The organism is Methanooceanicella nereidis (assembly GCF_021023085.1).
Lineage (GTDB): Archaea > Halobacteriota > Methanocellia > Methanocellales > Methanocellaceae > Methanooceanicella > Methanooceanicella nereidis.
Genome location: NZ_PGCK01000002.1, coordinates 294210 through 320830, shown reverse-complemented (window position 1 = coordinate 320830; position 26621 = coordinate 294210). Strand labels below are relative to the sequence as shown.

Sequence of the window (26621 nt, the reverse complement as noted above, 5' to 3'; positions counted from 1 at the left end):
TCATCTATAGCTGAGGTCGTTCAAAACATCGTATATCTCGTCGATCCTGTCAATGATATAATCCGGTTTGTCAATGGTTATGTCCTTGTCGCCGTGCCTGGTCATTATCAGTATGGTTTTCATGCCCGCGTTTTTGGCACCTTTTATGTCCCGGAAAGTATCGTTACCGATATAGACCGATTCAGAAGGTTTTACCGATAATCTGCCAAGGCATTCCGTAAAGAGCCTTATGTCCGGCTTCCGGAACCCGAACTCTGCAGAAACTATGATGATGTCAAAAAACCGGTTTATGCCCAGCATCTTAAGCTCCGGGTAAGCATGGTCGATCTGAGAATCCGATACTATTCCCATCCTGTACCGTCCTTTAAGGCTGTCCAGGGTTTTATACACCTCTTTATAGAGTTTTATTTTCTCGGTAGTGAGCGCCCTGTGGAGCTTTACCAGGTCGCTGACTATCGAAGAGTTGTTAATGTCGGGGCCCGTATAGTCATACTGGTTTTCTTTCAATATCTCATACCATATGCGCCTGTAGTCCACTTCAGGGTACTCATGGTCGCTGTATCTCTTTTGAAGGGCTTTCTTTTCAAAAAAGAACCACTTGAGCTCGTCAGCGGATAGGTATATGCCATGGTATTTTAGATATGAGGCGAGCTGCTTATATGGAGTGCTATCCTTTTCGTTCGTTTTTATATCGATAAGAGTGGTATATATGTCAGATATGACTGCTTTGATCTCCACGATAAGCACCATTAAATGGTTTGTTCAGGGATATGGATATGCATCATCCTGTCAGCCAGCTTCCCGGTCTGGATATAGTCAACGCGTCTTGCAAGATCACTAATATGGTCGCCTATTCTCTCCAGTTCTCTTGAGGCCATGATCATATAGATACTGTTAGTCAGCGTCTCCGGCTCATGCAGGGCCGAGCAGAGCGTTCGCAGAAAAATATCGTTGTTCAGCTTTTCTATTTCCCGGTCGTAGCCGAAGACCTTATCGAGATCTATGCGCGATCCGTTCCTGTATGCCTTATTGCAGATCCTCAACATATCCAGTGCCATTTCCGACATTCTGCTCACTTCGATCACAGACCCGGTCAGAGGCTTATTTGATAATGCGAGGGTTACATTGGCCAGCATCATAGAATGATATCCTATACTTTCGAGGTCGATCACAAATTTGTATGCGGAGGCGACTTCTCTAAGCTGCGCTTTCTTCATGCCCTCTTTCAATAATTCAATGCACATGTCATCGATGTCCCTTTCGAGGCTTTTTAACCTGTCATTCCTGCCGATGACGCTGTTCGCCATGTCCATATCATGGTCGTATAATGAGCGTATCGAATCTGATATCATTTCCTCCGCCAGGCTCATCATATCGCTGACCGACGATCTTAGCGTTTCAATGTCTTTCTTTAGCATGGTTTTAGGCATTTATACCTCAAGTAAAAGTGTTATCAATAAGTTTGTTTTATTCTTAATTATTCATTTTATTATATAATAAAATATGCGAACTAAAAAATTAAAAACATTGAGAATATTAAAGAAAAGAAAAAAGTAAAAAAGCAATTTATTTGTCCGGCATATTGCTCAAGCCGGCACGTTCCTAAATGCCTTTTTCATCTATCTCGCACCATTTGCCTTTTCCTTCCCATATCCTCAATGAGAACGGAAAAGGTATCTCAGCACGTAATTTAGAGTATACTGATTCGCACAGGTTCTCGACGCTCGGGTACTCTATGATGTCGTTAAGGCACCTGTGATCGTATTCGCTTAAGACTCTCTTCAACGTCTTTTTCATTTCATAAAAATCCATTACCATACCCTTGCCGCTCTTTTCGCCGCTTATTATCATTTCGACTTTATACGTATGGCCATGCGTGCATCCGCATGTCTCGTGGCCGGGTAAATAATGAGCGCTGTCTATGTACTCGATTACACCTAACTTCATTTATAAACACCCCCACATCTTGTGGGTCTGAGGTATTACTCTTACATCCTCTATTACGTCCATCGCAGCTTCCTGGAATTCCATGACCTTTTTCACCGGCACCGGTTCGGATATTTTCTCCGCAGGCGTCACCGGCTGTAATATCAACGTGGATAAACATCCTTTTATCTGGTCCAGGGCATGCAGCATGTTTTCCTTCTCATCGTCTTTAGTGATTATCATCTTGCAGAAGCAATCCCTGAAGCTTGATTTTCTCAATATGCTGAAAGACCTTGCAGTATCGTTAAACACCTTCTCGTATTGCCCCTTGAAGTCGCAGTGTGTCTTTAGCTTAAAGTCACCGGCGACATACTTGATAATGTCCTTGATCTCCTTCGCTCCTTCAGGCAGCGTCATATTTGACTCAAGATACAGGGGATACCTTGAATATTTCAACTCTTTTATGAAGCGTGCGTAAAGCAGGGGCTCCCCACCTGTCAATGATACTGAATGTATCTTATTGTAATACTTGATGATCTCCAGCACCTGATCGTTCGATAACGGGTTATCGAACTCTTTAAACTCATTTACTCCCGGGGTGATCTGGATCATACACTTATTCGACATATCCCATTCCTTTGGCGTATCGCAGTACAGGCATTCAAGATTGCATTTAGGGAACCTTACGAATATCTGCCTGTATCCTGCATAAGGGCCTTCTCCCTGCACGCTCACGAATATTTCTCTTACGGGCGACCTCATTATAAATACACTCCCAGTGGTCTTGACTTTCTAAGGGACATCTCGATATCATCGTACTCTGCCGAATATCTTTCCCCTATCACGGCCATGATGGCCTCAGGGTCCGTGATACCCATCTTTTCCAGGCTCATATACTCATCACACCGCACATTTATGCCAAAATGTATCTTATGGCTTACCGGGCTGGCAGATGCTATAGATATGGATAATTTACCCCCATCGTAAAACAGGTCGTCTCCCGACCTCTTTACGATTATTCCCCGGTCCTTGAATACTTCTGCCGCGATCGCCGCGAGAAGCCTCTGGCGGGCATATGCGAGCTTCAGCGACGTCATATCAAAGTGTTCAACGATAAAATGTATCATATCGGGGGACTCTATCTTTTCGTCCATGACTCGGTCTTCGAGGTCTATCATGTGGTCCGGGGTGACATTACATTTTCCACGGAAGCAGACTATGCTGTCATCCTGCAGCCTGAACCTGGTATAAGCCCATAAAGAGCCTATCTGGCTGCCATCATAGTCGATGGTCTCATCCGCTATCAGCAATTTCACTTTTTCAGCCCTCCAGCGACGGGTCCGGTATCCCTGCACGCCTGAACGCGCGGGCCCTTCTCATACAGCTTTCGCATTTACCGCAAGGGCTCTCGTGTGAATAATAGCAGCTCCAGCTCAGGTCGATCGGGGCGTTTATCGCGGCGCCTTCCCTTATTATCTGCTCTTTGTCAAGGTCAATTACGGGAGCATTTACAGCGACCTTCTTCAGGCATGAATATTCGAGGCTTTTATTGATGGCTTCCACGAACCCGGGCGTATTATCCGGGAACGTCGCACCCTCTTCCGCGTTGAACCCGCATATTATCATATCTGCTTCCAGCGAGTCCGCATAGGCTGCGGCGATATTGATAAAAGCGCCATTCCTGTTAGGCACCCATACCTGGTGAGCCGTGGACAGCGCCTTTCCCTTTATATCGTCGAGCTCCTGCTCCGTTGGCTCCGGCACCGCCTTTTCCCTGTTCACGAGCGCTGTTCTGGTGATCTCTTTCAGCCAGGGCAATTCGATATCCAGGTGCTTTACGTTAAAGCGCCCGCATATCTTTTTAGCATGTTCGATCTCTTGTGCTGCGGCTCTCTGCCCGTAATCGAACGTTATGGCGAGCACAATATCCGACATATCATAAGCCTTTTTAAAAGCTACAACGGAATCGAGCCCGCTTGATAATAGCACGATAGACTTCATTTCCTCATCCTCCGGATACGGCCGTGTCTCTCATCTATCTCATCAAGCGAGTCCAGCATTTTTCTTATTGCCGCACGGATGGCGTCCGACTGGCTGACGAACTTCTTATCTTCTCCTACATGTGACATGAGGTCATCGAGAAGTTCCTGGGGGACATCAACACTGATCTTCGGCATAGATAATACCACGTTCATACCTGGGTAATACTGTGATAATATAAATATGTGTGGTACAAATGATCAATTTTCCTAAAAGTTTACCCGGATATGATCCACTGCTTATCAGATCGCCTTAATATGCCATTGTATCTGTGATCAACCAGTGAACATACGCAGCATTGTATCCGGCTAACTTATCTTCATTGATCTTTCCCGGAAGATCCGGCCATTAGAAATATTTATAATTTTATATTACATTAATTTATACTATGCGATTGACAGATATTCCCACGAGGACCTATCGCAGCTATTATCGGGCGTTGAGGGCGCTGGCCTGTATGTGGCCTTTCGAGAACTCGCGCTCGCTGATATATAAAAGCCTGGTCAAAAAGATGGGCCATAACGTAGTGATAATGCCCTTCGTATACTGCATATACGGCACCAACCTCGTAATAGGCGATGACGTATTCATAAACACAGGAGTCATACTTGAAGACGCAGGCGGGATATGCATCGGCGACGGCACTCATATCGGATGTAAGGCGATACTGATGACGACGGACCATAGATACGAGAACGACGGCCTTAAGTGTATCGAACTAAAGCCGATAACCATAGGGAAAAACGTGTGGATCGGCGCCAACACTTCCATATTGCCCGGGGTGACGGTGGGCGAAGGCGCGGTGATAGGCGCCGGGGCAGTGGTGACCTCGGACGTAGAGCCGTATTCTGTGGTCGGGGGAGTGCCCGCTAAAAAGATCAAGATGAGAAAAACGGGACGATCCTCTTGAACCGGCCTTTGCCAAAAACATGTGACAATTGGTCCGTATACTCTTTACTTTTACTTTTTTTAGACTTGCTGTCTTCAAACCTTTTTGAGAATTCCTGAGGCATTTTACCCATACTACCACAATCAACTATAGTTTTTCAAGCACTTATTGGTTATATCGTATTGAAGCGAGTTATTGGCGTTTTATCGAAAAACCGGCAGGTCAAAGAAATACCCCGGCATAAAAATCAGCAATCTCCCTGATAAGACCTTACTTAGATATGTCCCTCATTTTATCCTTCGTACATCCTTTAGTAATACTTCCTCTACCATCATTCTGCGCTTTCTCTTTCTCTCCAGTTTGATCTCCTCCTCAAGGCCGGTCGTAATGATACCGATGGGCAGCGCCATCACTATTATGCCTACGAACGTCAGGATGCCCCCGGCTATCTTTCCCAGCGGAGTGACAGGATATATGTCGCCATAGCCTACCGTGGTCAGCGGTATAAGCCCCCACCACATCGAATCAAAAATATTTTTGAATTTTTCCGGCTGCGCATCATTCTCGATATAATACATCAGTCCGGAAGACAACAGCAGCAGGACGACCTGTATGGCGAAAGTAAGGGCCAGGTATACTTTTTGCCTTATCAGCGCTCTTTCCAGAATATCTAACGAGTCGGAATACCTCGCTAGCTTAAAGAGCCTGAAGATACGGAAGAGCCTTAAAGCCCTGACAAACCTGAAGTCGAGCGGCGCTATGACCGGCACCATGACCGCTATGTAAAAAGGCAGGATCGCAAAAAGGTCAGCGACACCAAGCACATTTGTGGTCACATATTTAAGCCTGCCCTTTAAATCATCCGTATACCTGATGTCCAGCGGGCAGGTCCATACCCTTAAAATATACTCGACAGTGAACACTGCAACTGAAAACACTTCGAAGGACCAGTATATGGAATGGCTAATGAACCGGGAGCCGGTCGTCTCGATGAAAAAAACGGCCACATTAAGTATAATGAGGACCATAAGGAACAGGTTGACTACCTTTGTAGTGAGGTCATCGGGATCGTTCACGTTAAGTATATCGTATATCCTCTTTTTTAGGTCGGTCAAGGCTTATCCCATAATCAGTTAATACTATATATTTTATGATATAAGTAATTATAATTTTAATTTTATCCATCCAATTAGCATTATTATACAATTGAAATACGTGAAAATATATCAATAAGTATATCAAAACAATATAATCCGGACAGTAGTAGAATAAAAATCGCTTTTAAGGATATGAACGATAGTGCCAGATCTTATGACGAGCTCATCATAGAGCTAAATGAGATTAAAAGGGAACTTTCAGCCTTCAATATCTATAAAAAGAGTCATAAGCAATTGGACAAGGTCTCAAAGAAATATGAGATACTATGCAAGCATGCCCGCGACATCATTCTTTTTATTGGCAGGGACGGCAGTATCCTTGAAGCAAACGATGCGGCTATTAAAGCTTATGGATATAAAGGGCCGGAACTATTGGGGATGAACATTTATGACCTCAGAGAATCATCGTCAAGCCCCCTGGTCGAAGAGCAGATGGAAGAGGCTGATGACCGGGGTATCCTTTTTGAGACGGTCCACAGGCGAAAGGATGGGACATCTTTCCCGGTAGAGGTAAGCTCGCAGGGCATATCGTTCGACGGAGAGCGTGTGCTTTTCAGCATTATCCGGGATATCACCGAGCGTAAACAGGCTGAAAAAGCGTTAAAGGAGAGCGAGAAGAATCTCGCGACATCGCAGCGAATAGCCCGCCTCGGAAGCTATGAGTGGGACATTAAAAATAACAGGATCCGCTGGTCCGAGGAGATCTACAATATCTGCCGTATGGACCCTGAAAACTGTAAGAACGGGTTCGAGTCTTTTTACAATATCATCCATCCTGACGATCGGGAGATAGTAAAAAAATCGGTTAATGACGCGATCTATTCTGATAGACCGTTTAATATTGACTTTCGTATCATTTTACCGGATGGCGAAGAGCGTATCATCCATGGCCAGGGTGAGGTCACGTATGACGATCACGGCAAAGCGGCCAGGATGTCAGGAACTTTACAGGATATCACAGAGCGCAAGCGTGTCGAAAAAGAGCTTCAGGAAGCAAAGATACAGGCCGAGCTTTACGTGGATCTCATGGGCCACGACATCAATAATATGAATCAGATCGCTATGGGATACCTTGAGCTGGCGCTGGATAGTATTGAACTTGATGAAGATGGCCGAAAACTGTTATTGAAGCCATTTGAAATATTAAAGAATAGCTCAAAACTGATTGGCAACGTGAGAAAGGCGCAGAGGTCTAAGGCGGGAGAGTTCCAGAACTGCCCCATAGACATCAGTGCAATATTATCGGAGATCAAGGAACAATACTCTAATGTCCCCGGACGCGACGTGACCATATCCTATTCCCCGGTAGAAGGATGCCTCGTCATGGCGAACGAGTTGCTATTCGATGTTTTTTCCAGCCTGGTCGGCAATGCGATAAAACATTCTAACGGCCCCCTTGTCATAAATATAGAACTGTCGAAGGTCACGGAAAATTGTAAGGATTATTGTAAGGTCATAGTTGAGGATAACGGCCCGGGGATACCGGACAGTCTAAAGAACAAACTGTTCGAAAGGCTATCGCTTATCAAGACAAGGGCATCGGGAAAAGGCTTCGGCCTTTGCCTGACAAAGATGCTCGTGGACGATTTCAACGGGACATTCCGGGTGGAGGACAGGGTGCCGGGCGATCATACAAAAGGCTGCAGGCTCGTGGTCTTGATCCCGGAAGCATGACCCTTTATCGCTTACCGGTTTTAATAGAGGATATCGGCCTTTAACCGCTTAATCCGTAACTAAACTATTTCCTTTTTGTTCAGCTATATTTTTGTGGACATACATAGCGCTTACTACAGGAGAAATAGCCGTGAATATCGTTCTTGTGAACCCACCGGAGATACCGGGACACATGTCTTTCAGGGATATGGCAGGAGGGCTCGGGACCAGCCCCGGGATATCTTTCCTGAAAAGCCTGTTTTATAATTTTAATCTGGAACAGCATTCAGGCCCGCCCATGGATCTATTATATTCAGCCTCAGTACTCGAGTCAAGCGGTAACAGCGTAGAGATCGTCGACGCCCTTGCTATGAGAATGTCCGCGGAGCAAACCATAACTAATGCCGTAAAAAAAGATCCGGATGCCATCGGGGTACGTATTTCCCTTCCTTCATTAATACCTGACATCAAGCTCATCAACGGGATAAAAGAGAGATGCCCGTCCGCAAAAGTCTTTGGATTCGGCCCGGTCATAAAAAATACCTATGATCACTGGATAGACGAATTCAAGGGCGATTTTTTACTGTTCGGAGAGCCGGAAGCTGTAATATCTGATGTGTTAGCATCGGGTGATATACGATCATGCGAAGGTGTATTATACCGGGATGACGAAGGTCTGAAGATCACTTCTGACTGGGTCTATTGTCAGGATATCGAATCCCTCCCGTACCCCGCATGGCATCTTATACCTTTGAAATATTATGCGTTCAGGCACAAGGTCGAAGACTTTACATTTTACGTGCTTTCCAGCAGGGGATGCCCGAATAAGTGTAACATGTGCCCTTACCCCGTGCATCACGGGAGAAAATGGCGCTCGAGGGGACCGGAATCCGTGCTCGGGGAGCTCATCTATCTCAAAGAGCGGTTCGGGGCGACGAACATACAGTTCAGGGACCCGAATTTCGCCCTTAATAAGAATAGGCTTGTTGGTCTTTGTAACAGCATCGTCGGGAGCGGCCGCCGGTGGAGATGGACCTGCGAAGTGGATCTGCAGAACCTCAACGAGGAACTGATAAATATCATGGCAAAGGCCGGGTGCGCGCGTATCATGACCGGCATAGAATCGACGGATGACAGCACATTGTCCGAGATCGGCCAGGACCCCGGTTCCGTGCCAAAGATAGAACGGATGATAGATGTGTGCAGGTCGCATAACATCGATCTTACCGGATTTTATATTGTGGGCTTTCCGGGAGAGACCTGGGACAGCGTATCCCGGAATCTTGACTATGCGAGAAAAATAAACATCCGCAGCGTCGTTTCTCTTATGACGCCTTACCATGGCACCGGATTAAGGGAGGATGCCCTGAAGGAAAAACTGATAAAAGAGGATGCCGGATTCGGGTCCTATGACGGTTTCAACTGCGTGATAAGGTCAAGGCAAATGGACTTCGGCGATATAGAGCTCGCATGGAAATACATGTCTTCCGAGCTGGACTATGTAAACTCGGAGCTGATGTTCAGGAAGTACAGTGATGCAAGAAAGCTGGGCGCCCTGGTCAAGATGGCAGAGAACCGGATCCGGTATATGCCAGTACGAAGCCAGGCAAAGAAAAAGCTTACAAGTTATAAAAATTAAATGAAGAACATCAGTACATCCGCTATATACGTATTCAGACTATTTCCTCTGGTATTACAATCTGATTCACTCTATTTCCCCGCAAAGAGCTCGAAGTTCTCTAATTTGTTAACCACAAAGCGCTCAACGGGCACAAGGGTACACCAGTTTCCACCACTAAGGGCTCAACGGGCACAAGGGTACACAAAGGACTTTTTTAGAAGATTAACATATACTTTAAAAAAATTTGTGGACCTTTTTCGCCTTCGAGCGCTTTGTGGTGGAAGATAATGGTCCTTGTTTGCCTTTGTGAGCTTGTTGTTTTAATCCTGTACTATTTTGTACAATCATCGCGGCTATAAAAATTAGAAAAAATACATAATGGAACAGGCAATTTTGAAGCGTTCAACTCATTATATCTTGTTAAGCGCCCATAGCTTCAGGGACCTGTAGATCTCATCCGAGCCGTCTTTGTATAATTTTATGGTGATGTTCATGTATTTCCAGTCGTCGTCGCCCAAAGTGATATTCGAGTATTTCCAGAGGCCGTCATATGAAAATGGCACTTCACATTCCACTTTTTGTATCTCCCCGTCCCGCACGTAAACGCTGCCGGAAGCTGCGTTGAATATTTGCCCAACGTTCAGGTCCTCTGTCCATGCGTCCTTTTTGTCAAGGCTCTGATGGAAGAATCCGTCCTTAAGGAAAAGGTCAATGCTATATCTATACTCTATGTCCCTTCCTTCATGGTTTTCTATATAGAAAGGCACCTTGATCGTGGCAGGGGTTTCTGTGATGTTCTTTTCGATGTCTGAAGTGAACATAAACATGGCTGTATTGCGCTCTTCCACAGTTTCGGCGGGTGCTGATGAGATTAGATATATGCCTGTGACCAGGCTTATCAGCACCATTGCGATGATGCCCGTAAATAATACATTGTTTTTATCAAGCATGCTCATTACTGATCATCTCTTAGGCTTTTTATTGGCCTGGCCGGGACTCCTCCTACCATCGTATAAGGCTCTACGTCCTTTGTGATCACAGCTCCGCCCGCTACTACCGCCCCGTCGCCGATCTTTATTCCCGGCAATATCGTGGCGCAGGCACCTATCCAGACATCGTCGCCGATGGTGATAGCCCTGCCTTCCATATCTCTTGACCTTGGGTCGTGGCTGGATGTGGTTATCGAAGTCCTGAACCCTATTATGACGTTCTTACCAATATGGACCGGGGCTGCCGTATTATCGATGTAAACTTCCCTGTTGATGAACGATGACTCGCCTATCGTGAGCCGGTCCGGCCTTTCCACGTGCATAGGGGCCCTGATCCTTACGCCTTTACCGAGCCTCATTCCGCTGGCCCTGAGTATATACGTTCTCATGTGCTGGGTTATGTAATAGTCCCCGAGGACGTTCGAGATGATCCCCGTTGTCCTGCGTTTGAAATATGTGCACGCGTTCCCGGCGTCTTGCTGAAGCATCGATAATAGGTGGTTTTTAACTGCTTCCATAGCAACCAATTAATGTATAACTAGCATAATATAAAAACATTCCTTTTTTAATTTATTTATAATTAGACTATAAATTTATTACTTGGGAAAATATTTTCATATTCACAGTTAATTATAAAAAAATTTTCAAAATCCAGGAGAAAGGATTTATAAGTTTATTTAATTTTTTCATAATACATGCTTCTTAAGGATACACTCTCTGTCGAAGTTACATCGCATGTGATTTTTAAGGTAATGTGCCTTGTTCTGGCGCTCTGGGCGGCAAATATACTCTATGGCTATGTCCACGAATGCGCTCACGCCGTTATCGTAAAAGCGTTTGAAGGGCAAGTGTACGGCATATACGTTAATTACTTCGGCCTGGATGCTTCCACAACGCACACAGCCATAAAAGATGATTCTGGCATGATACTGCTTTACATGGCAGGCCTGGCAATGACGACAGTTTTAGCCTTCGCGACTTTATTAATCGATGCAGGCCCCGTAACGCTGTTCATCGCAGTGCGCACTTCATTATATGCATTAAACTATACCCCCGGGACAGACGTATCCTTGTTGTATTCTTTGATAGGATCATCGTCTTATCTTATATCCGTGGGGTTAATAGCGCTTAACCTGACCTGTGCCGCGCTGTGCATCACGTATATGTTCAACGACCAGGCTCTTTCAGGTCCTTCTTCATCTTTATTGCGTGGACTCCTTTCGCATAATAGTCTAAAATAGTATCCTTTTCCTCGAAGCCCAGCTTTTTATATAATGATATAGCGCTCTTGTTCTCCACTTTTACTTCCAGGAAGCATTTCTTACATCCCGCCCTTTTCAGCTCTTCAAGGACACGGGACATTAAGACCATCCCGATTCCTTTTCCACGGCATGCAGGGTCTACATCGAGAGTGTATATCCTGCCATAAATGCCGCCCCTGTTCCTGTTGGTGAGCCCGATGACGAAACCGGCGAAATGTTCGTCAAATTCGGCGACAAGAGGTATTGACGTCCTCGTATGGATGAGGTACCTTAGCTGTTCGATCGAAAACGCTTCTATGTCAAAGCACAAACATTCAAGCCTGAACATCTCTTCAGCATCGCTGCCCACGGCTTTTCTGATGTTTATTCCCGGTTCGGCCTCTCTTTTTTTAAGTTCCTGCCGGCACTGATCTTCCATAAGATACCTTCGAATTTTGCTTCTGTATCTGGTTATTAAAGAAAATAGTTTTTGGTTTATGGTCTTTTAACGCAAAGTTTAAAGAACATTTAGATGTATTATGCAAAAGCAAAAATGTAATGTATCTAATATACACCGTGGCCATCCGGGATGGCATGGTGTACGAACAGGAGAGGACTGGATGATAAGGCAGCTTTCTAACATAGATGAAGATGTGCTGAAGGAGCTCTTTAAGCGCAGGACCAGCATAGAGTCAGTGATGGGCTCCGTGAAGCTGGTCGCCGACGATGTCAGGTCGAACGGCGATGCTGCGGTTAAAAAGTACACAAAGCAATTTGACGGCGTAGACATTGAGAGCTTAGAGGTGACGGAAGATGAGATCTATAATGCCGAAGAGCTTATCGACTATGAGACAATAGGCCATCTGGAAGCTGCTATAGAAAATATTCAGGCTTTTCACGCTTTGCAATTACCATCGACTGAGACGTGGCTTACGGAGATCTACCCCGGCATAAGGCTGGGGCAAAAATATACGCCGCTGTCCCGCATAGGCGCATATGTGCCCGGAGGGATGGGCTCATACCCGTCTTCGGCGCTCATGCTGGTCATACCGGCAAGGGTGGCAGGAGTCCCGGAGGTCATCGCATGCACACCGCCAAGAAAGGACGGGTCGATACACCCGCTCACACTGACAGCCCTGGATATGGCGGGAGCCGACCGGATATTCAAGGTAGGCGGCGTACAGGCGATATCGGCAATGGCATATGGTACCGGGACAATACCTAAGGTGGAAAAGATAGTAGGGCCAGGTAACATATACGTCACGGCCGCTAAAATGTACGTGAGGGACTCCGTAGAGATCGATATGCCTGCCGGACCTAGCGAGATCGTCGTCATCGCGGATGAAGGCGCTAACCCGGTCTTTATCGCTGCGGACATGATCGCACAGGGCGAGCACGATGTAAATGCCATGTCGATACTGCTTACGACGTCCAGGCTTCTGGCGGATGCCGTGGAGAACGAGATCGCGGTCCAGACGGCTAAGGCGGCGCGAAAGGAGATAATAGAGAAAGCGAGCAAGGGCATATATGTGGTAAAGGACCTGGAGTCCGCGGCCGAAGTATGTAATTTTATAGCGCCGGAACACGTGGAAATAATGGTCCGTGACCCGCTGTCCGTGCTTAACAGAGTAAAGAACGCAGGCACTGTGTACGTAGGAGAATATGCTCCAGTTGCAGCGGGCGATTACGCCAGCGGCGCCAATCACGTCCTGCCGACCGGGGGCTACGCGAAAACGTTCTCGGGCATGAACACGATGCAATTCATAAAGACCACGAGCATTCAGGTCATTGACCGCGAAGGGCTGGAGGGCATTAAGGATACGATCATAGCGCTGGCCAACATTGAGGGTTTTGACGCTCACGCAAGATCGGTGGCAAAGAGGTTTGAATGATGAAGAGGACTCACTATTCTAAGGACATAAAGCCGGAAATGAACGGCGATACGGTCGTTATTAACGGCTGGGTGCACGAGATCCGTGATTTCGGAGGTTTAGCGTTTTTAATAGTCAGGGACAGGGAAGGCCTTATGCAGGTCACGATGCCCAAGAAGAAAGTCCCGAAAGAGGTCGTCGATAAGCTAAAAGGCTTAAGCCGCGAATCCGTGGTTTCTGTCACGGCGGCCGTAAAAGCAGAGGCTAAAGCCCCTAGCGGCTTTGAGCTCATACCATCCTGCATAGAGGTATTATCGCTTGCGGATTCGCCGCTGCCGCTGGATCCCACTGGAAAGGTCCCGGCGGAGCTTGACACAAGGCTTGACGCCAGGTTCATCGATATCAGGAGCCCGGAGGTCACCGCAGTATTCATTATCAGGTCCAATATGATAAAAGCCGTCAGGGATTATCTCTGCTCGCAGGGTTGCCTGGAGATAGCGACCCCTAAGATCGTGGCCACCGCTACGGAAGGCGGCACTGCGCTTTTCCCCATATCCTATTTTGAGCGCGAGGCTTTCCTTAACCAGAGCCCGCAGCTTTATAAGCAGATGATGATGGCTGCCGGAATGGACCGCGTATATGAGATAGGCCCGATATTCCGGGCCGAAGAGCATGCGACACGTAAGCATCTTAACGAGGCGACATCCATCGACGTGGAGCTTTCATTCGCGACTCATGAGGACGCGATGGAATTACTGGAAAATACTATCGCATATGTCTATCAGTATGTTAAGGACAATTGCGAGAAACAGCTAAAGCTGCTGAACATCGATCTACAGGTCCCGAAAACTCCCTTCAAGAGGCTTAAATATAAGGAAGCGATGGACATCATCAAGAATGATCCTGAGTGCGCTGAACTGGATTACGGCGACGACCTTACAACGCAGGCAGAGAATTACCTCGGGCAGGCCATAGGGGAGCACTACTTCATCGTGGACTGGCCGACAGGCATCAGGGCATTCTACTCTCAGTCTTGCGATTCGGATCCGTCGGTCTGTAAGGCGTTTGACCTGATGCATCCGCGCATGGAACTTTCCTCGGGGGCGCAGAGAGAGCACCGTCACGATGAGCTTGTCATGAATCTCGAGGCAAGGGACCTCAACCCTGAAAGCTTCAAGTTCTACCTTGACGCGTTCCGTTTTGGCATGCCTCCTCACGCAGGATGGGGACTGGGAGCCGAGAGGCTATTGCAGACCATGCTTAACCTGAACAACGTCAGGGAAGCCGTGCTGTTCCCGAGAGACCGCGTAAGGCTCACGCCCTGATCGGGCAGCACTAATTTATCTTTTTTATAGGGCATACTTACGTATGCCTTTTTTATCCTTTCGCGATTTCCGTATAAACGCGGTTAACACCTGATTTATTAATTATGTTCTTTTGCGAATCTATAAAAAATTGAAATAATATTGTCTTGATGGTGTAAAGGATGGATGGATATAAAAAATTACTAACAGTTCTTTTATTAGCTGCTATGGTGTCAGTGTTCGCTTCTCCTGCTTTGGCGACATCAAACCAGATGATGGCTGATAAGAATATCGTACAGGTCGCACAGGACTCTGGACAATTCAACACGCTGATAACAGCGGTAAAGGCCGCGGACCTTCAGGATACGTTAAGCGGAAAAGGACCGTTCACCGTATTCGCCCCGACCGATGCCGCCTTTGATAAGCTGCCTGCAGGGACCGTGCAGTCATTGGTCAATGACAAGCCTAAGCTTAAAAATATCCTGACCTACCATGTAGTGCCGGGTAAGCTTACCGCTGCCGACATTAAGAACATGAAGACGCTTAAGACCGTCCAGGGCCAGGAGCTTAAGGTCACTGTAATAGGTGACAAAGTAATGGTCGATGGCGCAACAGTCACCAATGCTGACATAATGACAAATAACGGTGTGATACACGTCATAGACAAAGTGATGATGCCGTCGTAATCAACTTGCTGAGGCGCTCACTCAGCCACTTTTTTTACAATACGCCGCGGTAATATGCAAGTTTTTTAGCATAGGGCCTGAACAGATCCACAAGATCTTCTCGCTCTTCTTCCGTCATGGGCATAATTTTTGTCCCGCAATTTACAAGCGTCCTCACTTCGCCAATGTTCGAGCATCCGACTATGGCCACATCAATATCCTGCGATAGCGCGTATCTTATCAACACATCTGGTGTTATCCCTTCATCCGGAAAAATATAGTTTTGAGCGCCGAGTATCTTCATTCCTATCACCGCTATGCTTTTTTTTCTCGCGGCTATCAATGTGCTGTCTAAAAATCCTCCGATAGATCCTTCAACAGGGTTCACAGGCATCATAACGGAGTCTACAGGCCAGTTCTCCACAGCATAGGTCAAAATTTCCGGGTCATGATGGCCGGTCACACCGATAAACCGCACCTTTCCCGAGCCTTTCGCCTCAATGAAAGCTTCCAGGGCTCCTCCGGGCTCCTCTATCTCCTTTATATCCTCCCTGGTCCTTACGTCGTGGATCTGCCAGAGGTCAAGGTGCTCTAAGCTCATTGTCCGCAATGTCTCACTAAGGTCGCTCAGCGCTCCTGACCTGTCGCGTGATGCCGATTTACTTGCCTGAAAGATCCCGGCACGAACGTCCCTGTATTTTGACCAGAAATTACCATAATACCCCTGGCTGCCTGCATATGCTTTCGCGCAATCGTAATATGTTATGCCTTTTTCTGTCGCTTCTTTTATGACCGCTTCAGCTTCTTTTTCCATTCCATATGTGCGGAGGACGCCCTCACCGCCCAGTCCGATGCGAGTGACCCTTACCCCTGTATTGCCAAACAATGTCGTGTCGATCGCCATAAAACCCACCACTGTATAAATAATCCGGAAACAGGCTTTTATATTTATAAAAATTCTACTTTATTTAAATAAAATATGGACGTAATAAAAGGAAATACTTCAATATTTCCCGGCAAATAAGGTCTAAAAAACGCGTATTGCGGCTCCATAAGTTTTGGTAAAACCTGGCCGGCCTGTTCCTCAAGAGCCTGTCATGAGCTTCACGATGTAACCTTCAGGATAGACGGCGTATTCTTCGGAAGAATTGATAACGGCTCCGGGAGAATCTATTTCCAGGTTTATCCAGTATTCCGAATCACCTGTATGGACATATGGCCTGTCAATTCTATACCTTGAATAAAGATAATTTTTTACATTATCAAATGTTGTCTCGTCAGAAGCTACCATTATCTCCGGATAAAATTTCTGGCCTTCATCGGTAAAAGAGACCACGATACGCGATTCAAAACCGAGGGACTTTGCAAGCGAGCACATCAGCACGCTATAGTCCTTCATATCACCATTCATCGTTTTTACTGTGACCGCCGGATGACCAGGCAACTGGTTTCCCGGCTCTGCCATAGACCAATCCGCGCATACCTTCTCATAGATGTCAAGGATGGCGGCTAGCTTATTTCCACTATCTGTCGAGTCCTGGCTAATACTATTATCCGCATAGGCCTTCACAGATCCGTCCGACCCGTCTATTGCCGAGGACAAAAGCATCATGGTATCATATATGCTCATGCTGACGGGCTCTTCAGTCGGAGATACCGTCGGATCGGCAGTCGGTACAGGCGTAGCTGTAATGGTAGCTGAAGGCGTGGTCGTCGCTCCTGTCGACATATAGCCTTTTATCATATCCGGCTTCAAAATATATGCGCTGGAAATCGCCACGATTATTATAATGATTGCAACAAACCCCACGATCATAAAAGACGGCATTCTTCCCCTCGATCTTTCCGGTCGCTCATAATCAGGCGGTTTTTCCGGGGCGTTTTCCGATATACTCTCTTCGGGTCTCACAACTGCATCGGGAACCCGCTCTTCGATCTCAGGGACCTCCTGCGGTATTGGACCCTTCTCAAATCCCTGGACATGAGTAATGTTGTCTTCAGTTTCAACATCTTTGGTTTCCTGCAAAGGTCTCTCTTCGCCCGTAATTTGCCTTCCGGCTGTGGCTGTGATATCTTCGGGATAGTTGTCGACATTTCTGGGGGATGCAAGTATAAGGCTTGCAATATTTTTTTCTTCTTCAGGCTCTTCACCTGATGTCTTTATCAACGGGGCCTCTACTTCCACTTCCACATAGTATTTTGTACCGTCTCGAAGATTCGTGATAAGCGGCAGATACATTTTTCCCTGCTCGTCCTTAAAGACCTGATCGTTAACGTGCTCTATCTCGCCTTCATAAAAAAATTCGCTGCCATCGCTACCCACTATCCTGTAAGCGTCCAGGCCGTTCCGGTCATAGATCTTTGGCACGAACAAGCGATTACCCCACAATTATAGAATCAACAATACTATATATGATATTTATTTTTTAGTTATTGTATTTTTATTATTTGTACTATAAGCGTATAAACGTTAGCCTATGCTGTTACGGGCGATTGCCTTATGAACAGTATGTATATGGCGTACATTAATATCAAGAACAGTGCCGTTTTCAATGCCCATATGAAAATTCCCAGCGCGGTGCCGAGCAGAAGATCAATTAGCCGCCAGATTATTACGAACATTATCAGAACGAATAACATTATCAGTATCCTGCTCATTGACATGAATTAGGATTTTTTATACTATCTAAAAACAAATGTCCTTGATAATAGCGATAAAACCGTGGCTAAGGTGTTATTATAACATAATGAACAGAGGCATGTTAAAAAAAGGAAAATAATCAAGGCCTAATGGGCGTACATGTTGCCATAAGGCCTGTGTGACTTCGGTACGAGCTTTATGAATGGCTTGCTCATGACCTCGTCATAATCGTATCCGAAGTGAGAGCAGTACTCCGCTACAAGCTTGCACAGCCTGGAAATATCATGGGAGTCAAGCTCTACTTTTTTTACCTCTCTTCCCAGGTACGAGTCATCAATGTCGCCTCTGACGTAGATGACACCGCCGTGCATTCCCGTGCCGGTGTAATCTCCCGAGATCGGATCGCCATTGTGTTCCCCGAGTCCCAGAAGCACCATGACTCCTCCGGCCATATACTCGCCGAAGAAGTTGCTGGCAGTACCGCCTACAACTATGCACGGAATGTGATTGCCGTAAGATTTCATGTGTATGCCGACGCGATAGCCTACATCGCCTTTGATGAATATCTTTCCGCCCCTCATGGCATAGCCTATGACGTCTCCCGCGTGTCCATGGATGACTACCTTACCGGAGTTCATTGTATTGCCGATACCGTCCTGTCCGTTGGAATGCACTATTATTTCCGGGCCGTCCATAAACGCGGCAAGGTCGTTACCGGGCACACCGTTTATGACTATCTTCGACCTTCCCTTTAACCCGTCACCGATGAACTTCTGGCCGCAGATATGGTCCAGCTCGATGCAGGCCTCTCCGTCCTCGACTAGCTTGCGGACCTTATTGTTAAGGTCCTTATAATTCATCTCGTTCGCGTCTATCTTCATATGTTCATCTCCCTGCAGGCTTTATGCCCAGTATTTCAAGTGTCTTTTCATCCAGCCCTATTCCGCGAAGCCTTTCCCTGTTGCCTCTAAGGCTTTCCAGGGAGTTCACGCCTAACGCGCCGAGAACTTCCTGTATCTCATGGCTCCACCCGTTCAGGAGGTTGGTAAGCCTGAGCGCGCCTTCCTCGGGGTCGAGCCTTGCGGTCAGATGGGGCTTCTGGGTGGCAATGCCCCAGGAACACTTTCCTGTATTGCACTTCTGACACACTCTGCAGCCAAGCGCCACCAGTGCGGATGTACCTATCATCACTGCGTCGGCACCCAGGGCGATGGCCTTGATGACATCTCCGCTGTGCCTTATACCGCCGCCGCAGATGATTGATGCATGGTTGCGTATGCCCTCTTTTCTCAGCCTGTCGTCGACAGCGGCGAGTGCAAGCTCGATCGGTATGCCTACGTTATCGCGTATGACGAGCGGTGCAGCGCCAGTGCCTCCCCTGAAGCCGTCTATGGTGACTATATCCGCCCCTGCGCGAACGATACCGCTGCATATGGCTGCTATGTTATGAACAGCCGCGACCTTGACCGAGATCGGTTTCTTGTATTCCGTGGCCTCTTTCAGTGCGTATATCAGCTGCGAAAGGTCCTCTATGGAGTAAATATCGTGATGCGGTGCCGGGGATATCGCGTCGGATCCCTGCGGTATCATACGGGTCTTCGACACTTCCTCGTCGACTTTCTCGCCCGGTAAGTGGCCTCCGATACCGGGCTTGGCTCCCTGGCCTACCTTGATCTCGATGGCTGCGCCGGCATTAAGATAGTCTCCGTGAACGCCGAACCTTCCCGATGCGCACTGTACAATGACGTTGTCCTTATACTCGTAGAAGTCCTTGTGAAGGCCTCCCTCTCCGGTATTCATCAGTGTTCCGCAGTTCTGTGCCGCCTTCATGAGCGATTTATGAACGTTATAGCTGACCGAGCCGTATGACATCGCAGCGAACACGACAGGCACGTCGATCTTGATGTTGGGGCCTATCCTGGTCTTCAGCTTAAGTTTTCCATCCACGGTCTCGAACTCAAGGCTGTCCGGCTTCCTGCCGATGTAGGTCCTTAGCTCCATCGGCTCCCTGAGCGGGTCGATAGACGGGTTGGTTACCTGGCAGGCATCTATGAGCATGTGGTCCCAGTATATCGGGTATGGCCTGTCGTTACCCATTGCTGTAAGCAGTATTCCGCCTGTGTTTGCCTGTTTCTGAATGTTTTTCCTGACACTGGCGGTGAAATTGTAATTATTCTTGTATGCCAGCTGGTTCTCCCTGATCGTTATCGCGTTCTTGGGACAGAACGTGACGCATCTGTGGCATGCTACGCACTTCGAGTCATCGGCGATGATACAGTCAAACTCCTTACTGTAGCTCAGCGCATCGAAACCGCATTCCTTCGTGCATCTTTTGCACTTTACACATTTTCTGTCGCTGATGTCGACGTTGAACTCTGGCGGTACGTTCGAGATCATTCGACGTCCTCCTCAAGTAATCCGATAACGGGCGTTCCCGCTTTCGGCGCCCATACGTGTTCCGGCTCCGGCTCGATTATCCTGATGGCCGACTCTTCGGATGCCATGTACAGGAAATCGCCTTTAGTCGCTGCTATCATAGGCCTGAGCTTGATACGGTCGTTCAGGCCGACCATGCCCCTGTTAAATCCGACGAGTATCGAGAACGGTCCGTTCATCAGCGCGCTGCCGTAGACCATCCTGATGGCCTCGTACGCTTTCTTCTGCTCGGGGGCCATCCTGTCTATATCCTTCCAGAATGGCGGTGCCAGTGCCTTTGTGGCAATGTCGATCGGTAATTTATGACGCCTGACAAGCAGGTCGAATAAGTATGCTATGACTTCAGTGTCGGTCATCAATTCTAAGTGATAACCGAACATCTCGAGGTATCTCTTGTTAGTCCCGTAAGAGGATATCTCGCCGTTATGGACGACTGACCAGTCCAGAAGGGTTATCGGGTGAGCCCCTCCCCACCATCCGGGGGTGTTCGTCGGGAACCTTCCGTGCGATGTCCAGATATAGGCGTTGTAGTCTTCGAGCCTGTAGAACTTCGCGATGTCCTCCGGGTATCCTACTCCCTTAAAGCCGCCCATGTTCTTACCGCTCGAGGATATGAAGGTGCCCATGAACTTCGAGTTGATATGCATGACCTGCCTTACTACGTAGTCTTCTTCGCATATTTCCTCCAGCTTTGATTCGTTCACCTTGACGAAATATCTCCATAGTATGGGCGGATTGTGTATGTTCTCGGTCTTCCTCGTCGGGATCTTCTCGTCCTTCTCGATCAGGAAATTGTCTGACAGGTACCCTTCAAGCCTTTCCTTGCTCTCGATGTCGTCAAACATTATATGAAATGCATAATGGTCTTTGTATTGCGGGTATATGCCGTATGCTGCAAAACCTCCTCCAAGCCCGTTGGACCTGTCGTGCATAAGGGATATGGACTTAATGATCTTTTTACCGTCTATACGCTTGCCCCTCTTGTTCATTATCCCAGAGATGGCACAGCCTGACGGTATGTATTCCTTGTCGCAGTTTTTCATCATGTCCAATACACCTCTTTGTCCGGTTTTGCAAAATTGATCATTTTCATTCAGTTTCAACTCTTTTCCGGCTACCTGTATATAAATTACTAAGACGGTAGTAGGCAACCTTATGTATACAAGATATATTTAAACTTTATTCATTATAACCTTTTTAGTAAATCAAAAAAGTTCATAAAAGTTATGAAAGATAAAATATTAATGCTCAAAAATGATTTTAAGACAAAAATTGTGAATTATAAAAATAATTATGAAATATTCATAACTTTTATGAATTATTAAAGATTTTTTGTCTTTTTTTCATTATTCATAAAATTTATGAATTTATGCATTAATAAAATTATATCCGGAAGATAACGATAAAAGTATAAACGCTAGATTTTGGATAAAATGATATTTATTGTGCTGCGAAAAAATTTGCGCCAGCTATTATATATCTATGTGGCCGGTTCGTTTTACACTTAATTGTATACTATGGTCATAATGCATCATGTTCATGTGAGGAATGAAGAATACACATAAACAAATTTTAATGACGCTTCAAAAAATAAATTATGAAAGAAATGGCCGCAGGACTTTTCCTGCGCCTATATCTCATCTTCTATTGTCTCGGACACGACCTTGGCAACGGCCACTACCTTGTCCTCCGGCCTCAGCTTGATCAGCCTTACGCCCTGCGTGTTCCTTCCGATCTCCGCAATGTCTGAGACTTTCATCCTTATCATGACGCCGTCCATGGTGGCCATCATGATCTCCTCTTCGGAGGTAACGCATGCCACTGTCACGACACCGCCATTACGCAGCGTTGTCTTAATATTGATCATGCCCTGCCCTCCTCTCCTGTGTGGCGTGTACTCGCTTACAGGCGTACGCTTGCCGAACCCGTTCTCGCAGATCGTGAGTACGGATGAGTTCTCCTGGACTATCTCCATACTGACGACCCTGTCGCCTTCAGCCATTCTGATGCCTATGACTCCATGCGCCTGGCGGCCCATGTCTCTCACGTCTTTTTCCGAGAACTTGTTGAGCTTGCCGCTGTATGTCGCTATCATGACCTCTTGCTCGCCGTTAGTGAGCTTTACAGAGATAAGCTCGTCGCCCTCCGAGAGGCCGATAGCGATGATGCCGGACGATCTGATGTTCTGGAACGCAGAAAGCACTGTCTTCTTTACGGTTCCCTTTTCCGTGCACATGAAGAGGCAATGGCTGTCGTCAAACTCCTTGATGGGGATCATGGCGTTGACCTTTTCCCCGGGCTCGATGTTTATGATGTTAATGACCGCCTTACCGCGGGCCTGCCTGCTCTCCGCAGGCGGTATCTCGTATACTTTTAACGAATACACTTTACCCTTGTTAGTAAAGAAAAGGATGTTGTCATGTGTGGACGCCGAAAAGAGGTCCACCACATAATCCTCTTCCTTCGTACCCATTCCGACGACTCCGACGCCGCCGCGCCTTTGCGTCCTGTAGGTGTTGACGGGCATACGCTTTATGTAGCCCGTGTTCGTGATGGTGACAACCATGTTCTCGACCGGTATCAGGTCCTCATCGACTATCTCGCCTGATGATTCAATTATGACTGTCCTGCGCTTATCGCCATATTTTTCTTTAAGTTCCGCAAGCTCTTTCGTTATTATGTCGAGCACCATCTTCGGGCTCGCAAGGACCTCCTTAAGGTGCGCTATGGTCATTAGAAGCGCCTGCCTCTCGTCCTCGATCTTCTGTCTTTCGAGGCCTGTCAGCCCTCTCAGCCTCATATCCAGTATGGCCTTTGCCTGTGCCTCAGAAAGCTCATATTTTGCCATGAGCGCGTTCCTGGCGTCCTCGGAACTGGACGAGCTTTTAATGATATTGACAAAGTCGTCGATGTTGTTGACCGCTATTATCAGCCCTGAGAGGATATGCTCTCTTTCCTCAGCCTTCGAAAGCTCGAACATGCTGCGCCTTGTTACGACTTCCTGCCTGTGCTTTATGTAGCACTCTATGGTCTCCTTTAAAGTGAGCGTCCTTGGCACGTTATCAACAAGAGCGAGGTTGTTCACGCCAAACGTCGTCTCCATCTGGGTATGCTTGAAAAGCTGGTTGAGGACGACATTAGCGTTGGCGGCCTTCTTTAGCTCGATGACGATACGCATACCTTCCCTGTCCGACTCATCCCTGAGATCGGAGATCCCCTCAAGCCTTTTATCCCTGACCAGGTCCGCAATGTTCTCGATGAGCCTTGCCTTGTTCACCTGGTATGGTATCTCCGTGACTATGATCGTGTTCTTTCCGCCTTCCTCCACGATGTCCGCTTTCGCCCTGAGCTTAACGGAGCCTCTTCCCGTGAGATACGCTTCTTTTATCCCTTCGCGGCCGTAAATGAACGCTCCTGTCGGGAAGTCCGGGCCTTTTACGTATTGAAGCAGGTCTATAGGCGCGATATCCGGATTCTCAATGACTGCGATCGTGCCGTCTATGACCTCGGTTATATTATGTGGCGGGATGTTCGTCGCCATGCCTACTGCTATGCCTGAAGAGCCGTTGATGAGCAGGTTCGGCAGCATCGCCGGGAGCACCGACGGCTCCTTTAGCGACTCATCAAAATTGGGGACGAACTCTACCGTCTCCTTGTCCAGGTCTTTAAGTATCTCTTCGGCTATCCTGTCCATTCTCACTTCGGTGTAACGCATAGCTGCGGCCCCGTCACCGTCTACGCTGCCGAAGTTGCCCTGGCCGTCGATAAGCGGGTATCTCAGCGAGAAGTCCTGTACCATCCTTACGATGGTATCATATATCGCGGCGTCGCCGTGCGGGTGGTACTTACCCATGACGTCACCCACGACTCTTGCCGATTTCTTATACGGCTTATCATGAGTGTTGCCGAGTTCGTACATGCCGTAAAGTACACGGCGGTGGACCGGCTTCAGGCCGTCCCTGACGTCGGGGAGAGCCCTGCCCACTATTACGCTCATCGCGTAATCGATGTAGGACTTTTTCATCTCCTCTTCTATCTTGACGGGTACGATTTTCTCTAAAGTCTGTTGTTCAGCCATATGATCATACGTCCAGGTTCCTTACCAGCTTCGAGTTCTGAACTATGAACTCGCGTCTCGGCTCGACCTTGTCTCCCATAAGGATCGTGAATATCCTGTCCGCTTCGATGACATCCTCAAGCGAGACCTTCAGCACCGTCCTCTTTTCCGGGTCCATCGTGGTCGTCCAGAGCTGCTCAGGGTTCATCTCACCAAGACCTTTGTATCTCTGGATATTAACGCCGTTCCTTCCCATACTTTCAAGGATGGCGTTCAGCTCTTTCTCGTTATACACGTATTTTTCTTCCTTTCCTTTCTTGATCTTGAACAAGGGCGGCTGCGCGATGTAAACGTATCCTGCCTCGACGAGAGGAAGCATATAGCGGTAGAAGAACGTTAACAGAAGAGTCCTGATGTGCGCTCCGTCAACGTCGGCATCAGTCATAAGGATGATCTTGTGGTACCTTGCCTTCTCTATGTTGAAGTCTTCGCCTATGCCCGTTCCAAGCGCGGTTATGAGCGCCCTGATCTCTTCGCTCTGCAATATCTTGTTAAGCCTTGCCTTCTCTACGTTAAGGATCTTGCCTCTGAGCGGAAGTATCGCCTGGTGCGCCCTGTTTCTTCCTTGTTTTGCCGAGCCTCCTGCAGAGTCTCCCTCCACCAGGTACAGCTCGCACTTTGAAGCATCCTTTTCCGAGCAATCCGCCAGTTTTCCGGGCAGTGTCGTAGACTCTAGAGCCGACTTGCGTCTCGTAAGCTCCCTGGCCTTTCTGGCAGCCTCTCTTGCCTGGGCTGCCTGTATAGTCTTCTCTATGACCTTCTTAGCTTCGGACGGGTTCTCTTCCAGGTAATCGTTAAGGCCGTCGGACACCAGCGACTCGACTATGCCTTTGACCTCGCTGTTGCCTAATTTTTCTTTGGTCTGGCCCTCGAATTGCGGGTTGGTCAGCTTTACGCTTATGATGGCTACAAGCCCTTCCCTGACATCATCACCGGTAAGCTGCTGGTCTCCCTTCAGCATGTTGTTCTTCTTCGCATAATCGTTGATGCTTCGGGTAAGGGCAGAACGGAACCCGCTTAAGTGCGTGCCGCCCTCATGGGTATTGATATTGTTGGCGAAAGACAGGACGACCTCATTATAGCTGTCGTTATACTGCATCGCTATCTCGACAATGGTCGAGTCCTTTTGCTTCTCAAAATAGATGGGCTTTTGATGCAGGGCTGTCTTTTCCTTATTCAGATATTCGACGAAGGAAATTATGCCTCCGTCATAATGGAATATGTTAGAAGTATCCGTATTTTTATCCATTAAGGTGATGGATACGCCCTTATTTAAGAACGCAAGCTCTCGTAAGCGGTTAGCCAGTATATCATACTGGAACTCCAGCGTCTCAAATATCATGCTGTCCGGCTTGAACGTGATCTTAGTGCCGGTATGATCGGATTCGCCGATGACCTTCAGCTCAGTGACGGGCTTTCCTCTCTCGAATCTCATGTAGTATAGCTTGCCGTCTCTCTTGACCTCGACCTCGAGCCATTGGGACAGGCCGTTCACCACAGATACGCCTACTCCGTGTAGACCTCCGGATACCTTGTAGGTATCGCTGTCAAATTTTCCTCCGGCATGGAGGATGGTCATGACTATCTCTACTGCAGGCTTCTTGTATTTTTCATGCAGGTCGACGGGGATGCCTCTTCCATCATCAATTACAGTTACGCTCCCGTCATTATTTATCATTACTTCTATGTTTTTACAGTAACCTGCCAGCGCCTCGTCGATACTGTTATCGACGACCTCGTATACCAGGTGATGCAGGCCCCTATAATCCGTGGAGCCTATATACATGCTTGGCCTTTTTCGCACTGCTTCAAGGCCTTCAAGCACCTGGATGCTCTTTGCGCCATAGGTACTTACGGGGGTTTCGTTCGACATTATGTACTCTTCCTCTTGATAAATGAATTAAAAATTTTTATGATATCGAATGAGCTTTTCGCACGATTTCAGAATTATATAATTATGTGGAAGGCTCAATTTTCTTTCATATTATCCCTTCTTAATAATCACGCATAGCATATATATTTTATCTTATCCTGATGAAAAAAATCGGTTAACTGCGAGGTCGTATAAATA

Annotated in this window: 24 protein-coding genes and 2 pseudogenes; 7 read left to right on the top strand and 19 right to left on the bottom strand. The window is 47.3% G+C overall.

Annotated elements, in window-relative coordinates:
• The 7 genes from CUJ83_RS03770 to CUJ83_RS03740 all read right to left on the bottom strand — a co-directional run bounded on the left by CUJ83_RS03770 (position 1) and on the right by CUJ83_RS03740 (position 4103).
• On the bottom strand, positions 1–738 hold the full coding sequence (locus CUJ83_RS03770) for an HAD family hydrolase (RefSeq protein WP_230740769.1): 738 nt from the start codon (positions 736–738) through the stop codon (positions 1–3).
• 11 nt (positions 739–749) lie between these two features.
• Complete coding sequence (locus CUJ83_RS03765; protein ID WP_230740766.1) at positions 750–1430, bottom strand: phosphate signaling complex PhoU family protein; 681 nt, start codon at positions 1428–1430, stop codon at positions 750–752.
• A 172-nt stretch (positions 1431–1602) separates the two neighbouring features.
• Positions 1603–1947, bottom strand: coding sequence for a 6-pyruvoyl trahydropterin synthase family protein (locus CUJ83_RS03760; protein ID WP_230740763.1), 345 nt, complete (start codon positions 1945–1947; stop codon positions 1603–1605).
• Complete coding sequence (locus CUJ83_RS03755) at positions 1948–2688, bottom strand: 7-carboxy-7-deazaguanine synthase QueE (protein WP_230740761.1); 741 nt, start codon at positions 2686–2688, stop codon at positions 1948–1950.
• Positions 2688–3242 carry a DUF366 family protein gene (locus tag CUJ83_RS03750; RefSeq protein ID WP_230740759.1) on the bottom strand — a complete coding sequence of 185 codons (555 nt, stop codon included), beginning with the start codon at positions 3240–3242 and terminating at the stop codon, positions 2688–2690. The genes CUJ83_RS03755 and CUJ83_RS03750 overlap by 1 nt, the downstream gene beginning before the upstream one ends.
• Before the next feature lie 4 nt (positions 3243–3246).
• Positions 3247–3927 (bottom strand): 7-cyano-7-deazaguanine synthase QueC, encoded by a 681-nt coding sequence (gene queC, locus CUJ83_RS03745; protein WP_230740757.1) that lies wholly within the window; start codon positions 3925–3927, stop codon positions 3247–3249.
• Positions 3924–4103 (bottom strand): ribbon-helix-helix domain-containing protein, encoded by a 180-nt coding sequence (locus tag CUJ83_RS03740; RefSeq protein WP_230740755.1) that lies wholly within the window; start codon positions 4101–4103, stop codon positions 3924–3926. The genes queC and CUJ83_RS03740 overlap by 4 nt, the downstream gene beginning before the upstream one ends.
• Positions 4104–4699: 596 nt before the next feature.
• Here CUJ83_RS03740 and CUJ83_RS15990 point away from each other — a divergent pair.
• Positions 4700–4876: pseudogene (locus CUJ83_RS15990) on the top strand (DapH/DapD/GlmU-related protein); the annotation flags it as partial.
• A 266-nt stretch (positions 4877–5142) separates the two neighbouring features.
• Here CUJ83_RS15990 and CUJ83_RS03730 read toward each other — a convergent pair.
• The gene (locus tag CUJ83_RS03730; RefSeq protein WP_230740753.1) at positions 5143–5970 is read right to left on the bottom strand and encodes an ion transporter; all 828 of its coding nucleotides are present in this window, start codon (positions 5968–5970) and stop codon (positions 5143–5145) included.
• Positions 5971–6144: 174 nt separating this feature from the next.
• On the opposite strand from CUJ83_RS03730, the gene CUJ83_RS03725 reads away from it, so the two are divergent.
• Together CUJ83_RS03725 and CUJ83_RS03720 are read left to right on the top strand one after the other, a co-directional pair.
• On the top strand, positions 6145–7686 hold the full coding sequence (locus tag CUJ83_RS03725; protein ID WP_230740751.1) for a PAS domain-containing sensor histidine kinase: 1542 nt from the start codon (positions 6145–6147) through the stop codon (positions 7684–7686).
• Positions 7687–7816: 130 nt separating this feature from the next.
• Positions 7817–9304, top strand: coding sequence for a B12-binding domain-containing radical SAM protein (locus CUJ83_RS03720; RefSeq protein WP_230740749.1), 1488 nt, complete (start codon positions 7817–7819; stop codon positions 9302–9304).
• Between the two features lie 392 nt (positions 9305–9696).
• Here the strand turns inward: CUJ83_RS03720 and CUJ83_RS03715 are convergent, their stop codons facing one another.
• Together CUJ83_RS03715 and CUJ83_RS15985 are read right to left on the bottom strand one after the other, a co-directional pair.
• Positions 9697–10242 (bottom strand): DUF1616 domain-containing protein, encoded by a 546-nt coding sequence (locus CUJ83_RS03715; RefSeq protein ID WP_230740747.1) that lies wholly within the window; start codon positions 10240–10242, stop codon positions 9697–9699.
• A pseudogene (locus CUJ83_RS15985) lies at positions 10242–10412 on the bottom strand (DapH/DapD/GlmU-related protein); the annotation flags it as partial. The pseudogene CUJ83_RS15985 and the gene CUJ83_RS03715, both read right to left, overlap by 1 nt.
• Before the next feature lie 558 nt (positions 10413–10970).
• Here CUJ83_RS15985 and CUJ83_RS03705 point away from each other — a divergent pair.
• Positions 10971–11516 (top strand): hypothetical protein, encoded by a 546-nt coding sequence (locus CUJ83_RS03705; RefSeq protein WP_230740745.1) that lies wholly within the window; start codon positions 10971–10973, stop codon positions 11514–11516.
• On the opposite strand, the gene CUJ83_RS03700 is transcribed toward CUJ83_RS03705, so the two are convergent.
• Positions 11443–11955, bottom strand: coding sequence for a GNAT family N-acetyltransferase (locus tag CUJ83_RS03700; protein ID WP_230740743.1), 513 nt, complete (start codon positions 11953–11955; stop codon positions 11443–11445). The genes CUJ83_RS03705 and CUJ83_RS03700 overlap by 74 nt on opposite strands.
• A 181-nt stretch (positions 11956–12136) precedes the next feature.
• On the opposite strand from CUJ83_RS03700, the gene hisD reads away from it, so the two are divergent.
• The 3 genes from hisD to CUJ83_RS03685 all read left to right on the top strand — a co-directional run bounded on the left by hisD (position 12137) and on the right by CUJ83_RS03685 (position 15377).
• The gene (hisD, locus tag CUJ83_RS03695) at positions 12137–13408 is read left to right on the top strand and encodes a histidinol dehydrogenase (protein ID WP_230740741.1); all 1272 of its coding nucleotides are present in this window, start codon (positions 12137–12139) and stop codon (positions 13406–13408) included.
• The gene (aspS, locus tag CUJ83_RS03690) at positions 13408–14712 is read left to right on the top strand and encodes an aspartate--tRNA(Asn) ligase (RefSeq protein WP_369423872.1); all 1305 of its coding nucleotides are present in this window, start codon (positions 13408–13410) and stop codon (positions 14710–14712) included. The genes hisD and aspS overlap by 1 nt, the downstream gene beginning before the upstream one ends.
• 161 nt (positions 14713–14873) lie before the next feature.
• A complete protein-coding gene (locus CUJ83_RS03685; protein ID WP_230740737.1) occupies positions 14874–15377 on the top strand; it encodes a fasciclin domain-containing protein in 504 nt (167 codons plus the stop codon).
• 34 nt (positions 15378–15411) lie between these two features.
• Here CUJ83_RS03685 and CUJ83_RS03680 read toward each other — a convergent pair whose 3' ends face one another.
• The 8 genes from CUJ83_RS03680 to gyrB all read right to left on the bottom strand — a co-directional run bounded on the left by CUJ83_RS03680 (position 15412) and on the right by gyrB (position 26423).
• A complete protein-coding gene (locus CUJ83_RS03680; protein ID WP_230740735.1) occupies positions 15412–16260 on the bottom strand; it encodes an aldo/keto reductase in 849 nt (282 codons plus the stop codon).
• A 180-nt stretch (positions 16261–16440) separates the two neighbouring features.
• Positions 16441–17724, bottom strand: coding sequence for a transglutaminase domain-containing protein (locus tag CUJ83_RS03675; RefSeq protein WP_230740935.1), 1284 nt, complete (start codon positions 17722–17724; stop codon positions 16441–16443).
• A 107-nt stretch (positions 17725–17831) separates the two neighbouring features.
• Positions 17832–18020 carry a hypothetical protein gene (locus tag CUJ83_RS03670; protein WP_230740732.1) on the bottom strand — a complete coding sequence of 63 codons (189 nt, stop codon included), beginning with the start codon at positions 18018–18020 and terminating at the stop codon, positions 17832–17834.
• A gap of 123 nt (positions 18021–18143) precedes the next feature.
• Positions 18144–18878: a GltB/FmdC/FwdC-like GXGXG domain-containing protein gene (locus tag CUJ83_RS03665; protein ID WP_230740730.1), complete on the bottom strand. Its 735-nt coding sequence runs from the start codon at positions 18876–18878 to the stop codon at positions 18144–18146.
• A gap of 4 nt (positions 18879–18882) precedes the next feature.
• Positions 18883–20394, bottom strand: coding sequence for a glutamate synthase-related protein (locus CUJ83_RS03660; RefSeq protein WP_230740729.1), 1512 nt, complete (start codon positions 20392–20394; stop codon positions 18883–18885).
• Positions 20391–21476 carry a class II glutamine amidotransferase gene (locus CUJ83_RS03655; protein ID WP_439651948.1) on the bottom strand — a complete coding sequence of 362 codons (1086 nt, stop codon included), beginning with the start codon at positions 21474–21476 and terminating at the stop codon, positions 20391–20393. Before CUJ83_RS03655 ends, CUJ83_RS03660 begins: the two co-directional genes overlap by 4 nt.
• 587 nt (positions 21477–22063) lie before the next feature.
• Positions 22064–24511: a DNA gyrase subunit A gene (gene gyrA, locus CUJ83_RS03650; RefSeq protein ID WP_230740726.1), complete on the bottom strand. Its 2448-nt coding sequence runs from the start codon at positions 24509–24511 to the stop codon at positions 22064–22066.
• Between the two features lie 4 nt (positions 24512–24515).
• A complete protein-coding gene (gene gyrB, locus CUJ83_RS03645) occupies positions 24516–26423 on the bottom strand; it encodes a DNA topoisomerase (ATP-hydrolyzing) subunit B (RefSeq protein WP_230740724.1) in 1908 nt (635 codons plus the stop codon).
• Positions 26424–26621 lie beyond the last annotated feature (198 nt).

What these genes read in the sequence shown, in the direction of transcription:
- CUJ83_RS03765 (WP_230740766.1), bottom strand. Translation starts at nt 1,430, where the DNA reads ATGCCTAAAACCATGCTAAAGAAAGACATTGAAACGCTAAGATCGTCG.
- CUJ83_RS03760 (WP_230740763.1), bottom strand. Translation starts at nt 1,947, where the DNA reads ATGAAGTTAGGTGTAATCGAGTACATAGACAGCGCTCATTATTTACCC.
- CUJ83_RS03755 (WP_230740761.1), bottom strand. Translation starts at nt 2,688, where the DNA reads ATGAGGTCGCCCGTAAGAGAAATATTCGTGAGCGTGCAGGGAGAAGGC.
- queC (WP_230740757.1), bottom strand. Translation starts at nt 3,927, where the DNA reads ATGAAGTCTATCGTGCTATTATCAAGCGGGCTCGATTCCGTTGTAGCT.
- CUJ83_RS03740 (WP_230740755.1), bottom strand. Translation starts at nt 4,103, where the DNA reads ATGCCGAAGATCAGTGTTGATGTCCCCCAGGAACTTCTCGATGACCTC.
- CUJ83_RS03725 (WP_230740751.1), top strand. Translation starts at nt 6,145, where the DNA reads ATGAACGATAGTGCCAGATCTTATGACGAGCTCATCATAGAGCTAAAT.
- CUJ83_RS03715 (WP_230740747.1), bottom strand. Translation starts at nt 10,242, where the DNA reads ATGAGCATGCTTGATAAAAACAATGTATTATTTACGGGCATCATCGCA.
- CUJ83_RS03705 (WP_230740745.1), top strand. Translation starts at nt 10,971, where the DNA reads ATGCTTCTTAAGGATACACTCTCTGTCGAAGTTACATCGCATGTGATT.
- CUJ83_RS03700 (WP_230740743.1), bottom strand. Translation starts at nt 11,955, where the DNA reads ATGGAAGATCAGTGCCGGCAGGAACTTAAAAAAAGAGAGGCCGAACCG.
- hisD (WP_230740741.1), top strand. Translation starts at nt 12,137, where the DNA reads ATGATAAGGCAGCTTTCTAACATAGATGAAGATGTGCTGAAGGAGCTC.
- aspS (WP_369423872.1), top strand. Translation starts at nt 13,408, where the DNA reads ATGAAGAGGACTCACTATTCTAAGGACATAAAGCCGGAAATGAACGGC.
- CUJ83_RS03685 (WP_230740737.1), top strand. Translation starts at nt 14,874, where the DNA reads ATGGATGGATATAAAAAATTACTAACAGTTCTTTTATTAGCTGCTATG.
- CUJ83_RS03680 (WP_230740735.1), bottom strand. Translation starts at nt 16,260, where the DNA reads ATGGCGATCGACACGACATTGTTTGGCAATACAGGGGTAAGGGTCACT.
- CUJ83_RS03670 (WP_230740732.1), bottom strand. Translation starts at nt 18,020, where the DNA reads ATGTCAATGAGCAGGATACTGATAATGTTATTCGTTCTGATAATGTTC.
- CUJ83_RS03665 (WP_230740730.1), bottom strand. Translation starts at nt 18,878, where the DNA reads ATGAAGATAGACGCGAACGAGATGAATTATAAGGACCTTAACAATAAG.
- CUJ83_RS03660 (WP_230740729.1), bottom strand. Translation starts at nt 20,394, where the DNA reads ATGATCTCGAACGTACCGCCAGAGTTCAACGTCGACATCAGCGACAGA.
- CUJ83_RS03655 (WP_439651948.1), bottom strand. Translation starts at nt 21,476, where the DNA reads ATGAAAAACTGCGACAAGGAATACATACCGTCAGGCTGTGCCATCTCT.
- gyrA (WP_230740726.1), bottom strand. Translation starts at nt 24,511, where the DNA reads ATGGCTGAACAACAGACTTTAGAGAAAATCGTACCCGTCAAGATAGAA.
- gyrB (WP_230740724.1), bottom strand. Translation starts at nt 26,423, where the DNA reads ATGTCGAACGAAACCCCCGTAAGTACCTATGGCGCAAAGAGCATCCAG.